At 60.4% G+C, this 21,702-nt stretch carries 4 protein-coding genes and 3 pseudogenes; all 7 read left to right on the top strand.

Going from position 1 to position 21,702, the window contains the following annotated elements; all coding sequences use genetic code 11:
• Positions 1–5 precede the first annotated feature (5 nt).
• Positions 6–622: pseudogene (locus ASE07_RS30865) on the top strand (AMP-binding protein); the annotation flags it as partial.
• A 1-nt stretch (position 623) separates the two neighbouring features.
• Positions 624–1,100 (top strand): annotated as a pseudogene (locus ASE07_RS30860) (AMP-binding protein); the annotation flags it as partial.
• Between the two features lies 1 nt (position 1,101).
• Positions 1,102–1,598, top strand: a pseudogene (locus ASE07_RS30855) (AMP-binding enzyme); the annotation flags it as partial.
• A gap of 1 nt (position 1,599) precedes the next feature.
• Positions 1,600–5,157, top strand: a 3,558-nt coding sequence (locus tag ASE07_RS19915; RefSeq protein ID WP_235548544.1) for a non-ribosomal peptide synthetase, incomplete at its 5' end; no start/stop codon positions are given.
• A 24-nt stretch (positions 5,158–5,181) separates the two neighbouring features.
• Positions 5,182–17,952, top strand: a complete 12,771-nt coding sequence (locus ASE07_RS19910) for a non-ribosomal peptide synthetase (protein ID WP_057292574.1) — start codon at positions 5,182–5,184, stop codon at positions 17,950–17,952.
• Between the two features lie 61 nt (positions 17,953–18,013).
• A complete protein-coding gene (locus tag ASE07_RS29940; protein WP_235548543.1) occupies positions 18,014–19,894 on the top strand; it encodes a cyclic peptide export ABC transporter in 1,881 nt (626 codons plus the stop codon).
• Positions 19,895–19,969: 75 nt separating this feature from the next.
• Positions 19,970–21,658 (top strand): carbamoyltransferase N-terminal domain-containing protein, encoded by a 1,689-nt coding sequence (locus ASE07_RS19900; protein WP_057292572.1) that lies wholly within the window; start codon positions 19,970–19,972, stop codon positions 21,656–21,658.
• Positions 21,659–21,702: the final 44 nt, after the last annotated feature.

The following is a 21,702-nucleotide window of genomic DNA, read 5'->3' as shown; positions in this document are numbered from 1 at the left end:
CCTTCATGCTGCAGGACAGTGCCCCGGTCGCGGTGCTGACGCACGAACGCCTGCCGGCACCCGTGCTGGGAACACTCCGGCTGGGCGTGACGGCAAGCAACATTCCGGTCATCGACCTGGATGCCGACAGCCGTCATTGGCAGCGCAATCCGGACAGCAACCTGGCCGCCGCCGAAACCGGCCTGACCCCGTCCGATATTGCCTACACCATCTACACGTCGGGATCGACCGGCATGCCCAAAGGGGTGCTGGTCAGGCACCAGGGATTGACCAATTACCTGTGCTGGGCGCAGAAGACTTATGGCCCGGAGCAGGGATCGGTGGTGTCGTCGTCGCTGTCGTTTGATGCCACCATCACCAGCCTGTTGTTGCCGCTGATCCATGGCAGCAAGGTGCAGCTGCTGACCGAGGGCCGCGAAATCGATGAGCTGGAACAGTGGGTGCGCTCAGGCGGCAGCGGCCTGGTCAAGATCACGCCGGCACATCTGGATGTGCTCGGGCAGCGCCTGCTCGCCGACCGGGTCCGGAGCGCGGTGGGCGTGTTCGTCATCGGCGGCGAAGCGTTATCGTCATCGACGGTGGCGCTGTGGCGGCAGATCCAGCCCGGGGTGCGGCTGGTCAANCGGAGCGCGGTGGGCGTGTTCGTCATCGGCGGCGAAGCGTTATCGTCATCGACGGTGGCGCTGTGGCGGCAGATCCAGCCCGGGGTGCGGCTGGTCAAYGAATACGGTCCGACCGAGACGGTGGTCGGSTGCGTGGTGTACGACATTGCACCGGATGCGCAGCTGGACGGTTCGGTGCCGATCGGGCGRCCGATCGCCAATACCCGCATCTATGTGCTGGATGGCCACGGCCAGCCGGTGCCGGTGGGAGTGGCGGGGGAGATCTACATAGGTGGCGCCGGTGTTGCACGCGGCTACCTGAACCGCAACGAGCTGACGGCCGAGCGCTTTGTTGCCGATCCGTTCAGCAACGAGCCGGGTGCACGGATGTACAAGACCGGGGACCTGGCGCGCTATCGTGCCGATGGCAACCTGGAATTTTTGGGACGCAATGATCACCAGGTGAAGTTGCGCGGCATGCGCATCGAACTGGGCGAGNGGCTACCTGAACCAGCCGGAGCTGACAGCCGAGCGCTTTGTTGCCGATCCGTTCAGCAATGAACCGGGTGCACGGATGTACAAGACCGGGGACCTGGCRCGCTATCGTGCCGATGGCAACCTGGAATTTTTGGGACGCAATGATCACCAGGTGAAGTTGCGCGGCATGCGCATCGAACTGGGCGAAATTGAAGCGAAGCTGGGGCAGTATCGCGGGGTCAAAGAAATTGCGGTGATTGCGCGCGAGGATCAGCCGGGCGACAAGCGGCTGGTGGCGTACTACACGGAAGACGAGCCGGGTACGGTGGAAGCGGAAGGCATGCGCGTGCAGCTGTCGGCGACGCTGCCCGAGTACATGGTGCCGGCTGCCTATGTCGCACTCGATGCACTGCCGCTGACACCGAATGGCAAGCTCGACCGCCAGGCGCTGCCGGCGCCGGAAAGTGGAATCCACACAACGCAAGCTTATGAAGCGCCGGTAGGCGATACGGAAATTGCNCCGAATGGCAAGCTCGACCGCCAGGCGCTGCCGGCGCCGGAAAGTGGAATCCACACAACGCAAGCTTATGAAGCGCCGGTAGGCGATACGGAAATTGCGCTGGCGGCAATCTGGGCCGACGTGCTCAAGCTCGACAAAGTCGGACGCCACGACAATTTCTTCCAGCTCGGAGGACATTCGCTCCTGGCGGTTAAGGTAGGAAGCCGGGTTCGGAAAGTGTTCGGATCGGAAATTACCGTTGGTACAGTATTCGGCAAACCGGTGCTGCATGAGCTTGCGCATGCAATCCGGGACCCTGATCCATCCGGCCCGCCGCCGATTCGTACGGTAAACCGATCCGGGCCCTTGCCCCTTTCGTATGCTCAGCAGCGTCTCTGGTTCCTGTCGCGGATTGAGGAAATCGGCGCCGCTTACCATATGCACATGATCAAGTGTTTGCATGGTTCGGTTGATGTGCAGGCACTGCAACGATCGCTGGACCGTGTCGTCATGCGTCACGAAAGCTTGCGTACCACGTTCCACATGCAGGACGGCGAGCCCTGTCAGCATATCGGGCCATCCGATGCTGGCTTTGCGCTCGTGGTTGACGATTTACGCGAGAAGTCCGGGCAGCATGAGACGCTGGAGGCAAGACTCCAGGCGGAAGCGGTTGCGCCCTTCGACCTTGAAAACGGCCCCTTGATTCGGGGCCGGCTGTTCATGCTGTCCGAAAGCGAGGCTGTGCTGCTGGTCACCGTACACCATATCATCTCGGATGGCTGGTCGCAGGGTGTGTTGCAGGGTGAGGTAGACCGTTTGTACCAGGCCTTTCATTCTGGTGCGGATGACCCCCTGCCGTTGCCTGTGTATCAGTATGCGGATTATGCGGTCTGGCAACGAGAGTGGGTGGAGAGCGGTGCCGTGCAGGAACAGTCCCGATACTGGCGCGCGGCGCTGCAGGGTGCACCCGCGACCCTTGCTCTGCCGACCGACAGACCACGTCCGGACCACTTCGATCCACATGCACAGGCGTTGTCGATCGAACTGGACAAATCGATAGTCGCAGCCATCGACACCTTGAGCAGAAATCATGGCATGACGCCGTTTATGATCGTGTTTGCCGCCTGGGCGCTTGTCCTGGGCAGGCTGTCAGCGCAAGACGACGTCGTGATCGGCATGCCAGTGATGAATCGTACCCGGTCCGAGTTGACGGATATGGTCGGATTGCTGGTCAACACGCTTCCCCTTCGTATTGACCTTTCCGGCTCGCCGAGCCTTGATGAATATCTGGAAAGAGTAAAGGTATGCATCCTGCAGGCACAGGCCAACCAGGATCTGCCGTTCGAGAAAATTGTCGAAATCTGCAATCCGCCACGCAGTACCGCCTACAGCCCGTTATTTCAGGTTGTATTGAACTGGGAAGGTGCAGAAACGAACGAGGCAGTGGACACCAGCGAAGCGAATTCAGCCGTTCAGCCAGTCGGCTTCGTGCAGGCGGCCGCGAAGTTCGATCTGGCACTCAGCCTGCGCGAGGACGGCGGGCGCCTGACCGGCATTCTGGAATATGCGACTGCACTGTTCGACGAGGAAACGGCTTTGCGCATTCGCGCCGGCCTGCTCAATGTAGTCGAAGCCATGGTCGCGGGCTCAGGCATGACGATCGACGCGCTACCCCTGATGCGTTCGGAAGAAAGACATCGCCTGCTGGTCGAATGGAATGCGACAGAGACCGAGTATCCAGACCATGCCTGTATTCACGAGCTGATTGAGGAACAGGTGGTGGTTTCTCCCGATGCAGTAGCGCTCAAGGAAGGTGAAACAACACTCAGCTACGCGGAATTGAATGCCAAGGCAAACCGTCTGGCACGCCATCTGCGCAATCAAGGGGTGGGGCCCGATACCCGGGTCGCGATCTGCCTCACGCGCGGTCTTGACATGATGGTCGGACTACTGGCGGTGTGGAAGGCGGGTGGCGCTTACGTGCCGCTGGACCCGGCATACCCTCGAGAACGACTGGCATTCATGCTCGCAGACAGCAGCCCGGCGGCCATTCTCACGCATGCACGGATCGGAGAACAGGCTCTGGAGGTTTTGCACGGTGGTGCGGCTGTCGTTATCGATCTGGACGCCGACAGCGAATATTGGGCCACCCACGCCACGGAGAACCTGCTACGCAGTGAAACCGGCATCGAGCCCGACCACCTGGCGTATGTGATCTATACCTCCGGCTCGACCGGTCAGCCGAAAGGGGTGATGGTCGCGCATCGCGGGGTGTGCAACTTGGCACAGGCGCAGGTTGCAGAATTTGAAATCGAAGCCGACAGCCGGGTGCTGCAGTTTGCCTCGTTCAGTTTTGATGCCTGCGTGTCCGAAGTCGCGACCACGCTGGTGCGGGGTGCTACGCTGGTCCTGCCAGCAAGTGACACTGTACTGGCCGGTGAAACGCTGGTCGAGGTATTGGAACGGGAACGCATCACGCACGTGACCCTGCCGCCGGTGGTGCTGGCCGGCTTGCCGGACGAAGCGCGACTGGAGACGTTGCGCACGCTGGTGATGGCTGGAGAAGCGTCCAATGCTGCCCTGGTACGGCGCTACGGCCGGGGCCGGCGTCTGATCAATGCCTACGGACCGACTGAGAGCACTGTATGCGCCACCATGCAGGTGTGCGCTGTGAGCGAAGGCACGGACAATGGTGTGGGGAAGCGTGCCCCCGCGATCGGGCGACCGATCGCCAACACCCGAATCTACCTGCTGGACGCTCACGGTCAACCGGTACCGCAAGGCGTGAGCGGCGAAATCCACATCGGCGGCGTGCAGGTCGCACGCGGCTACCTGAACCGAGATGCATTGACTGCGGAACGTTTTCTGCCAGACCCGTTCGTGAACGAACCGGACGCGCGGATGTATAAGACCGGCGACCTGGGCCGGCATCTGGCGGATGGCAGCATTGAATTCCTCGGCCGAAACGACCAACAGGTCAAGCTGCGCGGCTTCCGCATCGAACCGGGCGAGATCGAGGCTAAGCTGCTGGAAAATTCGGGCATCCGCGACTCGGTGGTAATCGCCCGCGAAGACCGGCCAGGCGACGTTCGCCTTGTGGCGTACTACACTTGGCAGGAAAAACAGGGAGCCGACGCCGAAGCGCTGCGTCTGTCACTGTCGTCCGCGTTACCCGAGTACATGGTGCCGGCGGCGTTTGTGCAGCTTGACGCTCTGCCGCTGACACCGAACGGCAAACTCGACCGTAGAGCGTTGCCGGCGCCGGATGGCGATGCCTATGCCAGCAAAGCCTATGAAGCCCCGCAGGGCGACGTCGAAACCGCATTGGCGTCGATATGGGCCGAGGTGCTCGGTATCGAGCAAGTTGGACGCCATGATAATTTTTTCGATCTCGGCGGTCATTCTCTTCTGTCAACGAAACTGCTTGTTCGCGTCGAACAAGCATTCGGAGTAAAGCTTTCATTTGCCGATTTCTTCAAGGAGCCGATTCTCACCGCTATTGCCAGACAGGTCCTGGTCGCGCAACTTAGCCACCTGACAATGGACGAACTTGAAACACTGATGGAAAGCCCGGAATGATGGTGCTTGAGAAGAAAGCCTGATATGCAAACCCCATTACAGCAACTCAGCGTAGCCGATCTCGAACGCCTCTTGAAGCACGCGAAAGAGAAAGGGCTGAAGCGCCAGAAACAGACGGTCGAGACCATACCGCTGGCTGATCGCAGCACGCCGATACCCGCATCGTTTGCACAGCAGCGTCTATGGTTCCTCGGTCAGATCGAAGGTGCGAGCGAGGCCTATCACATTGCGAATGGCATGCGCCTGCCGGGCCAGCTTGACGTGCGTGCTCTGCGCCGCGCGCTGGACCGGGTGCTTGCGCGGCATGAAGTATTGCGTACCACATTTACGCCGGTCGATGACATGCCGTTTCAGCGGATTGCAGCGGGGGACGCAGGCTTCGCATTGCGACTGCATGACCTGCGCCGGCATCCAGAACGCGAGGCCGAATTGCAGCGCCTTGCCAGACAGGAGGCCTGCACTCCGTTCGATCTTGACACAGGACCCCTGATCCGGGGTCGGCTCGTTCAAACCGAAGACGAGGAGCACGTCCTGCTGATAACGATGCACCATATCGTGTCGGACGGATGGTCGATGGGCGTGCTGACTAGGGAAGTGCGAACCTTGTACGAAGCATTCAGCCGTGGTCAGCCTGATCCGCTTTCACCGCTACCAATTCAGTATGCCGACTATGCCGCCTGGCAAAGACGCGCGGCCACCAGTGACGCGTTCGCCGACCAGGCTGCGTATTGGAAACGCACCTTGCAGGGTGCGCCCGAAGTGATCTGTCTGGCGAGCGACCGGGCACGCCCCGCTTACCAGGACTATTCGGGAGAACTGATTTCTTTCGAACTGGACGCAGCCCTCACGACCGGCCTGCACCGGTTTGCCGCGCGGCATGGCGCGACCATTTTTATGGTCTTGCTGGCCGGGTGGGCGGCACTGCTGGCCAGGCTTAGCCAGCAGGAAGACGTCGTCATCGGCACTCCGGTCGCCAATCGGGGACGCATCGAGACGGAGGACCTGATTGGCTTCTTCGTCAATACGCTGGCCCTGCGAATCGAGGCTGCTCCCGACTTGCCGGTGCACGCCTACCTGGCGAAAGTCAAGGCGCGGACGGCGGAGGCGCAGGATAACCAGGACCTCCCCTTCGAACAGGTGGTGGAAGCCGCCAACCCGTTGCGCAGCATGGCCTATAACCCCTTGGTTCAGGTCATGATCTCGTGGGAAGTCCGGGAAGACGCCACGCGCAAGGGAGCCAGGGCGGAGCAGACGGATACTGCTGGTTCATTCATCGCCACGCCTGCATTTGCGAAGTTCGACCTGTCGCTCGACCTCAGCTTGCATGGCGATCGGATTGTGGGCGAGCTGACCTACGCAACCGCGCTGTTCGAGCGCGACACGATGGAAAGGCATTGCGAGCAGCTAAGCACGATTCTGAACGGAATGATCGAAGACGATATGCGTGAAATCGGGCGCCTGCCAATATTAGGACCGATGGAAAGCGATCGCATCCTGCACGAATGGAACGATACCCGAGCAGAATATCCGCATAACCGCTGCATCCATGAGCTGTTTGAATACCAGGCAAAAATCCAGCCGCACGTCGTCGCGGCCGTGCATGAAGGTAAAAGCACTACGTATGCTGAGCTCAATACGCTGGCCAATCAGCTCGCGCATCACCTGCGCAACATGGGAATCGCTCCCGATGACCGTGTCGGTTTGTTTTTAGAACGCAGTGCGGATATGCTGGTCGCCATGCTCGCGATTCTCAAGTCTGGCGCAGCTTATGTGCCGCTAGACCCTGCGTATCCGACCGAACGTCTCATGTACATGCTATCGGACGCTGCGCCACGCCTTGTCCTTACCCAGGAAAGATTGCGCCTTCGTCTCGCGAACGAAGCCTGTAACGTTCCCGTGTTCGAGCTCGATCGTCAGCAGGATGAACTCAGGGGATACCCGGACAGCGACATTGCGCGCAGCGAATCGGGGCTTGACGTAAGCAACCTTGCGTATGTGATGTACACCTCCGGCTCGACCGGAAAGCCCAAGGGCGTCATGATCGAACATCGCAATGTAGTCAATCAGGTGCGGGCGCTGCGCAACCGCTATGGCCTGCAGCCTCACGAGCGCGTACTGCAGTTTGCGTCGATCAATTTCGACGGCTCCATTGAAGAGATTTTTCTAGCGCTGCTGGCTGGTGCGACGCTGGTATTGCGCACCGACGACTGGTTGTCGGGAGTCGAGGGATTTTACGCGCGGTGCCGCGAAAACCGTATCTCGTTGCTCAACTTGCCGACTAAGTTCTGGCAACAGCTGATGGAAGACACGCGCCATCCTATTCCGGACTGCATCCGGATCATGGTCATTGGCGGCGAAGCAGTCAGTGCACGCTCGATGGAAGCATGGTTTAGCCGCGACGGCTATCGTCCGCGCCTGTTTAATGCCTATGGTCCGACCGAGACAACGGTCAACGCTTCTGTCCACGAACCGCAGGCATCCGACGCGAACTGGCAGTGGATTGGCCGTCCGATGGCCAATACGCGCATCTATCTGCTGGATCGCTATGGCGCTCCGGTGCCGATCGGCGTGTCCGGCGAGCTTGTCATTGGTGGAGTGGGAGTCGCGCGCGGCTATCTGAATCAGCCGTCATTGACCGCTGAACGCTTTGTAGCCGATCCATTCTCCGGTGAGCAGGGGTCACGGATGTACCGGACGGGCGACCTCGCACGCTTCACTCGCGATGGCTACATCGAATACCTGGGGCGCAACGATTTCCAGGTCAAGATACGTGGCTTCCGTATCGAGCTCGGAGAAATCGAAACGGCTCTGGCGCGCCACCCGCAGGTCGGGCAAGCGATTGTTGTAGCCCGGGAGCTCGACGCGGGCGACCAGCGGCTGATCGCTTACTTCACCTGCCAGTCCTGCGAGGTCTCTGAACCGGATGCGAACGCGCTTCGGACTTATCTCACGGAGCGCCTGCCGGAATACATGGTGCCATCCGCGTATGTTGCCTTGCCCGGCCTGCCGCTCACACCGAACGGCAAGCTGGACCGTGAAGCACTGCCCGAGCCACTGCCGCATGACTATGCAATCCGTGACTACGAGGAGCCGCAAGGCGACCTGGAAATCGCGGTCGGCCGCATTTGGGCCGAGGTGCTCAAGTGCGGCCAGATCGGACGCAACGACAATTTCTTCGACCTGGGCGGCCACTCTCTGCTGGGAGTGCGCGTCGTTTCTCGGATCAACCGTGATCTCGACGTGGCAGTCGGAATTTCGGAACTGTTCACACACCCGGTGCTTTCTGCCTTCGCGTCCGCTGTGCAGCGTGCGGGACGCAGCGATCTGCCGCCGATTACGCCTGTTGTAAGGGACGGGCAGCTGGCCCTTTCTTACGCGCAGCAGCGTTTGTGGTTCCTGACCCAGATAAATGGCGCGAGCGAGGCATATCACATGCCGATCGGTTTGCGGCTGATCGGCAAGCTGGATCGTGATGCATTGCGGAAGGCATGTAATCGTCTGCTGGAACGGCACGAATCGCTGCGTACGACCTTCTATGTCGTGGACGGAATTCCGGCGCAGCGCATCCACCCGGAGACGATGGCTTTTACCATGCAAGAGCATGACCTCGACGGTGCGGACCGGGCCGAAGAGCAGTTGGCAGATCTGCTCGACGAGGCGGCGTCGACTCCGTTCGACCTCGAACGCGGACCGCTGGTGCGCGGAAGCCTAATCGGTCTCGGCGCAGAAGAGCACGTTCTGATGATCACGATGCATCACATCGTCTCCGACGGCTGGTCGCTCGGCGTACTCACCAACGAATTGAGCACGCTATATAAGGCGTACAGCAACGGACGCCCCGATCCCTTACCGCCTCTTGCAATCCAATATCCGGACTATGCGGCTTGGCAGCGGCGCTGCGTCTCGAGCGAAACCCTGGAGTCGCAAGCGGCGTATTGGCGCGACACACTGGCCGACGCGCCGTCGGAGCTGACCCTGCCGACAGACCGGCCGCGACCCTTAGTCCAGGACTATGCCGGCGGGCTTGCGGACCTGGTACTTGATACCGAGCTGACCGCGGGCATAAAGGACTTGAGCAAACGCCACGGAACGACCTTGTTTGTCACCCTGATGACGGCTTGGGCTGCAACGCTTTCGCGGCTGGCGGGACAGCAAACCGTGGTGATCGGCACACCGGTCGCGCATCGTTCACGGACTGAGCTGGAACCACTGATAGGATTTTTCCTGAACACCGTTGCAATACGCGTCGATTTTTCAGACACGCAGACAGTCGCGGAAGCATTGTCAGCGGTCAAGGGTCGTGCAGTCGCCGCGCAGGCAAATCAGGACCTGCCTTTCGAGCAAGTAGTGGATATCGTCAATCCGCCGCGAAGCACAGCGCGCAGTCCGCTATACCAGGTCTCTTTTACCTGGCAAAACAATGACGAAGGTGAACTCGATCTTCCCGGTCTGGCGGTCGAAGGAGTAGGCACCAATTACCTGACGTCCAAGCATGATCTTTCGCTGTACCTCAGTGAAGCCGGTGATGAAATCGTCGGCAGCTTGGAATACGCAACTGCCCTGTTTGATCGAGAAACGGTGGATCGCTACTGCATCTATCTGCGCAAGGTGCTGGAAGCAATGGTCGAAGACGACCGACGCAGCATTGCAATGCTGCCACTGCTCGATGAAAGTGAACGCTATCGCCAGCTGGTCGAATGGAATGCCACGCAGGTCGAATATCCGAATCGGTTTTGCGTCCACGAACTGATCGAGGCGCGCGCGGAGTCCTGTCCGCACGCGATAGCACTGGTGCACGAAGGTGCCGAGCTTAGCTACGCCGAGCTCAATGCCCGTGCAAACCAGCTGGCGCGTCATCTGCGCAAGAAAGGGGTGGAGCCAGATACGCGGGTAGCACTTTGCATGAGCCGCGGCATCGACATGGTGGTTGGGCTACTGGCAGTGTGGAAAGCAGGAGGCGCTTACGTGCCGCTGGATCCGGCTTACCCGGCCGAACGACTGGCTTTCATGCTCGCCGACAGCGCACCGGTAGTACTGCTGACGCACGCTGAAACGCCGGTCGTGTTGCACGCAACGCTGCGCCTGGGGCTGGTCGCTTCCGACGCATCATTGGTCGACCTGGATGCGGACGGCGGGCGCTGGTCAAGACAGTCGCCGGACAACCTGCCATCCAGCGAAACCGGGGTTCGGCCTGACAACCTGGCGTATGTGATCTATACCTCCGGCTCGACCGGTCAACCCAAGGGCGTGATGGTTGCGCATCGCGGAGTGTGCAACCTGGCACAAGCGCAGATCGCCGGATTTGAAATCGAAGCCGACAGCAGGGTGCTACAGTTTGCGTCGTTCAGCTTCGACGCCTGCGTGTCCGAGATCGTAACCACACTGGTGCGGGGTGCTACGCTGGTCCTGCCGGCAAGTGACACTGTACTGGCCGGTGAAATGCTGGTCGAGGTATTGGAACAAGAACACATCACTCACGTTACCTTGCCGCCGGTGGTGCTGGCCGGGCTGCCGGAAGACGCAAGGCTGAACACAGTGCGCACGCTGGTGATGGCTGGCGAAGCAGCCAGTGCGGCGCTGGTGCGGCGCTACGCCCCCGGCCGGCGTTTGATCAACGCCTACGGCCCGACCGAGAACACCGTGTGCGCCACCATGCAGGTGTGCGGAACGGAAAGCGATGCCAACAGCGATCGGCCACCCTCGATCGGCCGCCCGATCGCGAATACCCGCATCTACCTGCTGGACGCTCACGGCCAACCGGTGCCCCAGGGCGTGAGCGGCGAAATCCACATCGGCGGCGTGCAGATTGCGCGCGGCTACCTGAATCGGGACGAACTGACAGCGGATCGTTTTCTGCCGGATCCGTTCAGCGACGAGCCGGGTGCGCGGATGTACCGGACCGGCGACCTGGGCAGGTATTTGCCAGACGGCAGCATTGCTTTTCTCGGCCGCAATGATCATCAGGTCAAGCTGCGCGGTTTTCGCATTGAACTGGGCGAGATCGAGGCGCGGCTGCTGGATCAACCGGGCATCCGCGACGCGGCCGTGCTGTCCCGGGAGGACCAGCCGGGCGACATGCGTCTGGTAGCGTACTACACCCTGCACGAAGGGCAGGACGTCGATGCCGAAGCACTGCGTTCGGCCCTGTTGACCACCGTCCCGGACTACATGGTGCCGGCGGCCTGGGTGAAGCTGGAGTCGCTGCCACTGACGCCGAACGGCAAGCTCGACCGCAAGGCGCTGCCAGCGCCGGACGGCGACGACCGTGCCAGACGCGCCTACGCAGCACCAGCCGGTAAAGTTGAAAGCGTGCTGGCGGCAATCTGGGCCGAGGTGCTCGGCGTCGAGCGGGTCGGTCGGAACGACAACTTTTTCGACCTTGGCGGCAATTCCCTGCTGGCGGTGAAGATGGCTTCGCGCATGCGTGAAGCGGAACTGCATGTCGATGTTCGGACCTTGTTTGTCGAGCCGGACTTGGCCGCACTCGCAAAAGCAGTGGGCAGCGAAAGCGGGCGGCCGCGCATTTCCATCCCGCCGAATCTGATCCCCGCCGGCTGTGATGACATCACGCCGGAGATGCTGCCCCTGGTAACGCTGCGGACAGAAGAGATCGCGCACATCATGGCCGCAGTGCCTGGTGGCGCGATCAACGTGCAGGATATTTACCCATTGGCGCCGCTGCAGGAAGGGATCCTGTTCCATCATCTGGTCGAAAGCGAAGGGGACGTCTACCTGTCGCCAACGGTATTCCGCTTCGACAACCGCGAACGGCTCAACCTGTTTCTGCGGGCCTTGCAAGCTGTGGTCGACAGGCACGATATCCTGCGGACGGCCATTCACTGGGAAGGCCTGAACGAAGCGGTACAAGTCGTGTGGCGCCACGCGCCGCTGCAGGTGGAGGAACTGTTGCTGGATGCAGTACAGGGCGAGATCGCTGACCAGTTACTCGAACGTTACAACCCCCGCCATTACAGGATCGATGTGCGGCAGGCCCCGCTGATGGCGACGGCGGTTGCACAAGACGCGCGCAACGGATGCTGGACCTTACTGTTACTGAGCCACCATTTGCTGATCGATCATACGACTCAGGAAGTCGTGCAGGAAGAAATACAGGCATATCTGGCCGGACAGGAAGCACGGCTACCACCTCCGCTTCCGTTCAGGAACTTCATCGCACAGGCTCGCCTTGGCGTGACGCGGGAGGAACACGAGTCGTTCTTCCGGGACATGCTTGGCGACGTCGTGCAGCCGACGCTGCCGTTCGGACTGGCTGACGCCCATGGCGATGGCAGCTGCGTGGATGAAGCCCGGCTGGAAGTTGACGCCGAACTGTACGTCCGTGTGCGCAACGCGGCGCGCAATCTCGGTGTCAGTGTGGCCACTCTGGTTCACGTCGCATGGGGTCAGGTCCTGGCGCGCACCGCCGGGCAGGACGATGTCGTGTTCGGCACAGTACTGTTCGGCCGCATGGATGGCGGGAAGGGAGCCGACCGGGTCCTTGGCATGTTCATCAACACGCTGCCGGTTCGCATCAGGCTGGCAGATGGAAATGTCTCGGATTGCCTACGTAACACACACCGGCTGCTGACCGACCTGCTTTACCACGAACATGCGTCGCTCACGCTGGCACAAGGTTGTAGCGGCGTCGCTGCTCCGGCTCCGTTGTTCACCGCGCTGCTCAATTATCGCTACAGCGCCGATGCGGAAGCGCCTCCGTCCGAAGCGACAGCGGTGGCATGGCAGGGCATCGAAGTGCGCGGCGGCGAAGATCGTACCAACTATCCATTTACACTTAACGTGGACGACCTCGGTTCACGCTTCCTGCTGAATGCGCAGGTACAGGAGCCCGTGGACCCGGTACGTGTGTGCGGCTATGTCAGGCAGGCGCTGTCCGGCCTGGTCGACCTGCTCGAGCAGGCATCTGCGGAACCGGTGTACGGCATCGACATCCTGCCTCAGGAAGAACGGCAACAGGTTCTTGCCAAGTGGAATGCCACCGAAGCCGCCTATCCGGATACGCTTTGTATACACCAGTTGTTTGAGTTGCAGGTTGCAAGCACACCGCTTGCCGTCGCACTCATCGCAGACGGGCAGCGGCTTACCTACGCCGATCTCGATTCACGCGCGGAACGGCTTGCCCGATACCTGCGCCTGCTTGGTGTGTGCAGGGACGCGAGGGCCGCGGTTTGCACTACGCGCGGCGTGGAGATGGTCGTGGCCTTGCTGGCGGTTCTAAAGGCAGGCGGGGCCTATGTGCCGCTGGACCCGGACTATCCGGTAGAGCGACTGACCTATATGGTGTCGGACAGTGCACCGCGCGTCCTGATCTCGCACTGGCAAGTGCCCGAGTCCACGCGTCAGGCGCTTGCCGATGCGGCTCCGTCCATGATCTGTGTCGACCTTGATTCGGACACTATGCACGAGCACGCGCCGTATTTCGTTACCACGGAAACCGCTGACGCGACGAGTACTGACACGTACGCCAGCGCGCTGGCGTACGTGATCTATACCTCGGGATCGACCGGCGTGCCGAAGGGCGTCATGTTGGAGCATCGCAGCGTCGTTAATTTTCTCTGTGCGATGCGCGACGCCTTGGGTGTCGGCGCATCTGACCGGGTACTTGCACTGACCACGGTCGCCTTCGATATCGCCGGCCTTGAGCTTTATCTGCCACTGAGCTGTGGTGCGGCGATCGTGTTGGCCGACAAGGCAGATGCAAAGAATCCGAATCTGCTGGCTGGATTGATGTCGGAGTTCGGCGTCACACTGGCGCAGGCGACGCCGGCCACATGGCGCATGCTGCTCGATTCCGATTGGGTCGGAACGAACATGCTTTCGGCGATCTGCGGCGGCGAAGCGATGCCGGTCGAGCTCTCCGACCGCCTTGTCGCGCGCGTCGGACGGCTGTGGAACCTGTATGGCCCAACTGAAACGACAATCTGGTCCGCACTTGAGGAGGTCAAGCCGGGACGCATTCCGGCAGGCGTGCATGAGCCGATCGGACGCCCAATCGCAAACACGTCGATTTACCTGCTCGACGCCACCGGTATGCCGGTACCGGTCGGGGTAACTGGCGAAATCCATATCGGTGGCGAAGGTGTGGCACGCGGCTATTTGAACCAACCGGAACTGACGGCCGAACGATTTCGGCCCGATCCCTTTGCCCCGCAGCCGGGCCGGCGCATGTACAGGACCGGCGACTTGGGACGATTCCTGGCGGACGGCCGCATGGAATTCCTTGGGCGTAATGATTTCCAGGTAAAGGTACGCGGTCATCGGATCGAACTGGGTGAAATTGAAGCCTGCCTCCAACAGCATCCCGTGGTCGGCGAGGCGGTGGTGCTGGCGCTGGAGGAGGAAGAAGGCGATCAGCGTCTGGCTGCCTTCGTCGTTCCGGGCGCTGCGGGGAAGATCAATGCAGCCGGTCTGGCGCACGCGCATGTCAATGAATGGGCCGACGTGTGGGACCAGACTTATCGGCGCGACTCGGTCAATTCGGTCGGAGCGGGCGGACTGGACTTGAGCGGATGGATCAGCAGTTATTCGCGTGCCGCGCTGCCGGTCGAGGAAATGCGCGAGTGGCTGGACGCAACGCTGACACGTATCGTGGCCACCAATCCCGACGAAGTTCTGGAGATAGGTTGCGGCACGGGGATGGTCCTGCTGAACCTGGCGCCACGCTGTCGCTGGTACACCGGCATCGACGTTTCGCCTTCGGTCCTAGCGAGACTGCAGCAACAGGTGGATTTCGATGCGGTGCTGACGGACAAGGTTGAACTGGTTCGTGGCGACGCTGCCGGCCTTGACCGGATTGCGATACCCGAACGTGAATATGACACCGTTATTCTCAATTCCGTGGTCCAGTATTTCCCAGGAATTGACTACCTGTTGGAAGTGCTGGCCCAGGCAATCAAACGGATCAAAGCGAACGGCCGCGTCTTTATCGGCGACGTGCGGCATCTCCCCTTGCTGGAAAGCTTCCACTTCTCAGTTCAGTGCTATCAGAGCGAGGATGAGTCAGAACCAGCACGATTGCTCGCACGCGCACGCGAACGCATGGCAAACGAAACCGAGCTGGTCATCGATCCAGAATGGTTTTTCACGCTGCGCGCGCATTTCCCTGAAATCTCGGATGTGCAGGTACTTCCGAAACTCTCCACCGGTTGCAATGAGATGTCAGCCTATCGCTACGATGTTGTGCTGACCCTGCGTGGCACTGCGCCGGCTCTGCCGTCCGCGACATGGACGGACTGTGCTTCGACACTGCGGCGGCGCGCCGACATTGAGCACCACATCAGGGATTCACGGGAAGCGGTGATTGGCCTGCGCGCGATTCCGCATCCGCTGGCCGGACCGTATGCGATCGCCTGCGAGGAAGCGGCCAATGCGGCCGATCTGGTCACCTTGAAGACGTGCCTTGACCGGCACCGCGGTGATGGCATCCTGCCAGCGGATCTTGAGCGCTTGTGCGTGGAACTCGGCTATAGCCTTTCCGTGAGCTGGTACCCCTACTGCAGGCACGGTGGCTACCACGCTGTCCTGACGAAGATCGGTGCGGCCGCCCCGATAGACTGGACATTGGCCGCAGATCCCGGCGAGCACTTGCGCCCACCTGCTTCATTCGCCAATGACCCGCTGCGCGCCAAAACTCGGAATCTGCTGCACAACGAATTGCGCACCCATGCGGCCAGGTTCCTTCCGGACTACATGCTTCCTTCGTCGTACAACGTGCTGGATTCGATGCCGCGCACACACAACGGCAAAACTGACAGATTGGCCCTTCGAGCATTCGGTGCGACCGGCCGAGACACAATGGGCCATGATGAACCGCCAATAGGCGATCGCGAACACGCCGTCGCGCATGCATTCAGCGAAGTGCTCAAACTGAAGCAAGTCAGTCGCAACGATAACTTCTTCCTGCTCGGCGGACACTCGCTGCTGGCGCTGAAGGCCGTGAACATCATGCAAAGGGGCGGAATGGAAGTGTCGGTTGCCGACTTGTTTAATCATCCAACGATCGCGTCGCTTGCCGACCATCTCGCGCGCGAAGAGGAGAATCCGATGGATCAAGGGATCATCCCGGTCAGAACTACGGGGAAGGGCTCCCCGCTGTTTCTGGTACACGAAAACACGGGTGTCGACCTGTGGTTTCCTTCGCTTGCCGAACATATCGATGCCGACATGCCAGTGTATGGGCTGGCTGCGGTTCCACTCGGCGAAGATCAACTCCAGACTATTGAGGGCATGGCCGCCCGGCACGTCCGCGCGATCCGCAAGCTGCAGCCCGCCGGTCCTTATCGCGTCGCCGGATGGTCGTTGGGCGGACTCCTGGCCTATGAAATAGCGGCACAGTTAATGGGACAGGACGAATTGGTCGACTTCGTCGGGTTAATCGACATGGCGCGTCCGGAATTCAAGGGGAAGAGGCCGGAAGCGCAAGTCCCGCAGGACTATCTGCTTGGCTTGTGCGAAGGCGTGGTGCGCCAGAAAGCCTTGACCGACGAACAGCGCGAGCACCTGTCCGTCCTCAGGAAGACCGCATCCGCCACCTCCTTCGATGAAGTCTTCAGGCAATGTGAAGAGCGAGGCGTCCTGCATGAGATATTCGCTGGACTCCCCGCCGAGGAAGTGCGTCGATACATCCTGCGCCTGATTGCGCATGAGCACGCGGTGGAAGGATACAAGGCGCAACCCATCCCGTTCCGCGTGCATCTGTTCGCCGCCGAGGAGCAGCCGCGCTTGGTCGGGTCTGAGGAGAACGAAGCGGACCGCGACATCACGATGGGCTGGACAGCAGTTGTGCCCCGGTCCCGGCTCGAAATTTGTGTTGTTCCCGGCAATCACCAGTCAATGATGGACCAGCCGCATATTCAAGCGCTGGGCGCGGCGCTCTCGCGGGCCATTGCACAGGCTAGCGAGACCCTGCCGCATCCGGATGAACTGCAATACCGCCCGCAGGTGACGATTCAAACCGGCACGGCCGGCGAACTCCCGGTCTTTTGCATCCCTGGTGCTGGCGACAACGTGATCGGTTTCATCTCGCTTGCAAACGCACTCGGCACGCGCTGGCCCTTGTACGGGCTGCAACCGCGCGGCGTCGAAGGCGGCCTCGTACCCCATTCGACCGTGGAGGCCGGCGCAGCGGCTTACGTACGCGAGATCGAAAGACTCAGGCCGGACGGCTTCGTTCACCTAATCGGGCATTCGTTTGGCGGCTGGATCGCATTCGAGATTGCTCAGCAACTGCACGCACGTGGCCGTGCTGTTGCTTCCCTCACAATTGTCGACAGCGAGGCACCGGAAGGCAGCGGCATCTTGGGAGGCGAATACACCGCCCTGGCTGCACTGAAGGAGCTCGTAGGCGTAATGGAAATTGCGGCGGGAAAATCCCTGGAGATAGACATGGCCAAACTGGACCTGCAAACCGATGCCGAGCGGCTGGTAACGCTGCATGGTGGGATGGTGACGGCCGGCCTGATGCCCCGGCGCTCGTCGGCCGACACAATGCGCGGTCCACTGCGCACCTTCAGCACCGCGTTGCGCACCGCCTATAGTCCACGAGCAGTGTATCCGGGATCCGTCAGGCTAGCCTTGGCCAGCGACTCGAGGGTGGATGCGCAAACCGATCAACAGCAGCGCATAGCAACGCTCGCCGGCTGGAAGGAATGGGCGCCGCAGGTGTCTTGCTGGCATGCTCCGGGCAATCATTTTACGGTACTCAGGACGCCGTATGTGAACGTCCTCGCAGACTGGTGGCGTGCGGGGCTCGACAAACCGCAAACGAAGCCTTCCTGACGGGGCGCACGGATATACCACTAAGGAAATCTACGTCAACACATACATGGATCCAGCGCTCATGAACCCAGAAGAGAACCAGAGACCGACCCGCCCGTCCCAGCATGTCTTGCAGATCCTGAAGCTGACCTGGGATCGGCATCCGTGGTTGACGATTGGGACCGCCGTCAGCGGCGCCATCGGCGGTTTCACTGGAATTGCCATCGTCGATACCATCAATTCCGCGATACACGACGCTTCGGGCCGCCCCAGGCTGATGCTGATTTTTCTTGCACTTGCCGTTATCAGCATCGTGGTCCGAAACGCCGCGAGCCTGATCCCAGCGTACGCCGCGCGCGAGATCGCAACCAGCCTGCGTGCAGCGATCTCGCGCAAGATCCTGAAAACGCCGCTGGAGCAGATTGACCGGCGCGGCGTACCAAATGTCCTGACGCTGGTCAATGAAGACATTGCTCAGCTCATGGGTACGCTACTCCTGCTGCCGATGATCCTAGTCGAGGTGATCACACTTGTGTTCGGGCTCGGCTATCTCTTCTACCTGTCAAGGGAGCTGCTGCTGATCACCGCAATCGCGATACCGCTTGGCTGGGTGAGTTACCGTCTGTTCCTGAGGCGCGGCATGTTCCTGGCCCGAAAGTTGCGCGACGAAGCGATTGTCTTCAATTCGCATTCACTGAGCCTGTTGTATGGAATCAAGGAACTGCAACTCAATGCGCGGCGACGGCGCTGGTTTCGCCTGACCGGGTTCGAGTTTTCATCACGTCGCATGGCAAAACTGGATTACTTTCAGACGGCCTGGTACACCGCTGGCGGTAACATCGATGAAATCGTGTACTACATCATCGTAGGCTCGTTCATCTTTGGAGTCTCGGCGATGATCACGCCCGAGCCGGTGGTCCTCACTGCATCGATTATGGCGCTGATGTATGTCATCGGACCCGTCAGAAGTCTGGTTGCGACAATTCCGCAGGTCGGACAAGGCGTAGTTGCCTGTGAACGCCTCTCCGATTTTGGCTTTCCGCTCGCCAACAAGGAAATCCAGGCGCTGCTGCAGGACTCACCAGACAGTTGGCAGCAGCCGGCCAGGGACTGGGTCTGCGTGGATGTGCAGGACGTGAGGGTAAGCTATGAAGAAAACAACGCATCGGGGGCGTTTCCAGAAGGAGGCAGAGAAAATGAAGAAGCTGACGATCCGGAACAGCCGACATCGGAATTTGGCAACGATGTGCAAAGCCTGCTGAACGCCGGCGGCACGGCCGATGTGTTTCATGCCGGCTCGCCGCGCCAGTCCGGTTCCGGCGGACGGTGCAAGTTTGAACTTGGGCCAATTAATCTGCAGTTTCGCCCGGGCGAACTGGTATTCATCGTCGGCAGCAATGGCAGCGGCAAGAGTACGCTTGCGAAGGTCCTGACAGGTTTGTACGCACCTACGGAGGGGCAAATTCTGCTCGACGGCGTCCCCGTCAATGCCGCCAACCTGGAACGGTACCGCAATCTGTTTACTTCGGTATTCACCGACTTCCACCTCTTCGACCGGGTGCTCGGGAATGACCGTCAGCACGACAATGTAGCGCGTGCCAAAGAGTTGCTGGTCAAGCTTGGACTTGCAGACAAGATCGAGATCGTGCGCAACCGGTTTTCCACGACCAAGGCGCTGTCTAATGGACAACGCAAGCGGCTTTCGCTGATCTGCGCCTATCTGGAAGATCGCCCTATTTTCGTTCTCGATGAGTGGGCCGCAGATCAGGACCCAGAGTTCAAGCAGTACTTCTACCAAGTCCTGCTCGACGAGTTGCGTCGTCAGGGAAAATGCATCGTGGTGATCTCGCATGACGACCGCTACTTCGAACTTGCCGACCGCGTCGTGCGTCTGAAGGAGGGCCGCCAGGAGGAGCCCGAACTCGAATTTGCACGGCAACGGTATGGAACGATGGACAGCTAGCGAAGCTGGCAGTGCGTTTAAACTGGCGATCGACCGAACACGAATATTCAGGAAAACAGTTATACGGGGACAAACATGATTATCTGCGGAATCAAGCTCACGCACGACGCGTCAGTAGCCGTGATTAGGAACGGGAAACTGCTGTTCTGCGTCGAAGTCGAAAAACTGAACAACAATAAGCGCTACAGTGAGATCGGCGACCTTTCCACGCTGGTCGAGATTCTCGACCTTTACGGACTGAAGCCATCTGACATCGATCGCTATGTGCTGGACGGCTGGCACGGGAAAGACTCTTACTGGCGCGGTGAGTCGGTCCTCATCCAGTCCAGCGGCGGCGAGGATGTGTCGTTGAAGGTGGCGTCGTACAACGAAGTCTCGATCAAGGAAGACGTCCTGGCGCGCAACTCGTTCGCGTCTGCGCTGCCGCTGGACGGCAAACGCTATCACTACGCCAGCTACATGCACGTTACCGGCCACCTCCTCTCCGCTTATTGCACCAGTCCATTCGCGGCCGCCGGGGAGAGCGCATATGTGCTTGCCTGGGACGGTGGGCAGTACCCAAGGCTCTACCACGTCGATCCGGTCGAAAAACGCATCCTGAACAAGGGAAGGCTGTTCTGCCTCCTCGGCACCATCTATTCGATCATGGGCCACTACTTCGGACCGTACAAGCGGACCGAGGAACAACTTGCCGAGGAAAGGGAAAAACGTGATTACGAAGGCTACTTCGGCGGGTATTCGATTGCCGGCAAGCTCATGTCGTATATCGCGCTAGGTAAGGTTCGGGAGGAGTTGGTGGCGCAACTTCCAATAATTTATGAACGGGAGTTCGAGGTCGCCAACACCTTCGAGCACCGTTTCATGCGCGCGATAAAGGCCGAGATCGCCGGCCGCGACTATTCCGATGCCGACGTGCTGCTGAGTCTGCACACCTATCTACAGGAACTGCTTGTATCGAGCTTACGGACAAAAATCCGTAAAGACGGCCTGCTGCCGCAGAATTTTTGCTTCACCGGCGGTTCGGCCCTGAATATCAAATGGAACAGCGCGATCCGCCAGAGCGGGATGTTTCGCGCGACCTATGTGCCGCCGTTCCCCAACGACTGTGGCAGCGCAATCGGGGCAGCCTGCGCCGAGATGATGACGGTGGACGGGCGCATGGCGCTCGACTGGTCGGTCTACAGCGGGCCCATGGTACGCGTCGGCGAGCCGGAGCCAGGCTGGCGCCAGCGGCCCTGCGACGTTGCCGAGCTGGCGTCGCTGTTTGCGTCAAAGGGTTGCCCGGTCGTCTTCCTTAACGGCGCGGCGGAGCTGGGACCGCGCGCGCTCGGCAACCGCAGCATCCTTGCGCCGGCGACAAACCCGGATATGAAGACCCTGCTGAACCGGATAAAGAAGCGCGAAGATTTTCGCCCGGTCGCACCCATCTGCATGGAGGAACATGCGCCTGAAATTTTCAGCCCTGGCACGCACGATCCGCACATGCTGTTCGACCACATGGTGAAGCCTGAATGGCGCAGCCGGATTCCCGCGATCTGCCATCTGGACGACACCGCGCGCCTGCAAACTGTCAACGTGGATGAGAACGAAACGATCTACCGTCTACTGAGTGAGTACCACAAGCTCACCGGGGTACCGCTGCTTTGCAATACTAGTGCGAACCTGAACGGCTCAGGGTTCTTCCCGGACGTGGGCAGCGCAATGCGCTGGGGTGGCGTTGACCATGTGTACAGCGATGGCATTCTCTATGAGAGAAGCGCCTAGCGTGAAGGATGCCGCGCCCCAGATGGCGGGTCGCGGATGCACGA

Source organism: Noviherbaspirillum sp. Root189, assembly GCF_001428545.1.
In the GTDB taxonomy this organism is placed as follows: Bacteria; Pseudomonadota; Gammaproteobacteria; order Burkholderiales; family Burkholderiaceae_D; genus Noviherbaspirillum.
Note: the sequence above shows the minus strand (reverse complement) of the source record. Positions and strands in the feature narration are given on the sequence as shown.

Coding starts and splice junctions, on each gene's coding strand:
- ASE07_RS19900 (WP_057292572.1), top strand. CDS start 19,970: ATGATTATCTGCGGAATCAAGCTCACGCACGACGCGTCAGTAGCCGTG.
- ASE07_RS19910 (WP_057292574.1), top strand. CDS start 5,182: ATGCAAACCCCATTACAGCAACTCAGCGTAGCCGATCTCGAACGCCTC.
- ASE07_RS29940 (WP_235548543.1), top strand. CDS start 18,014: ATGAACCCAGAAGAGAACCAGAGACCGACCCGCCCGTCCCAGCATGTC.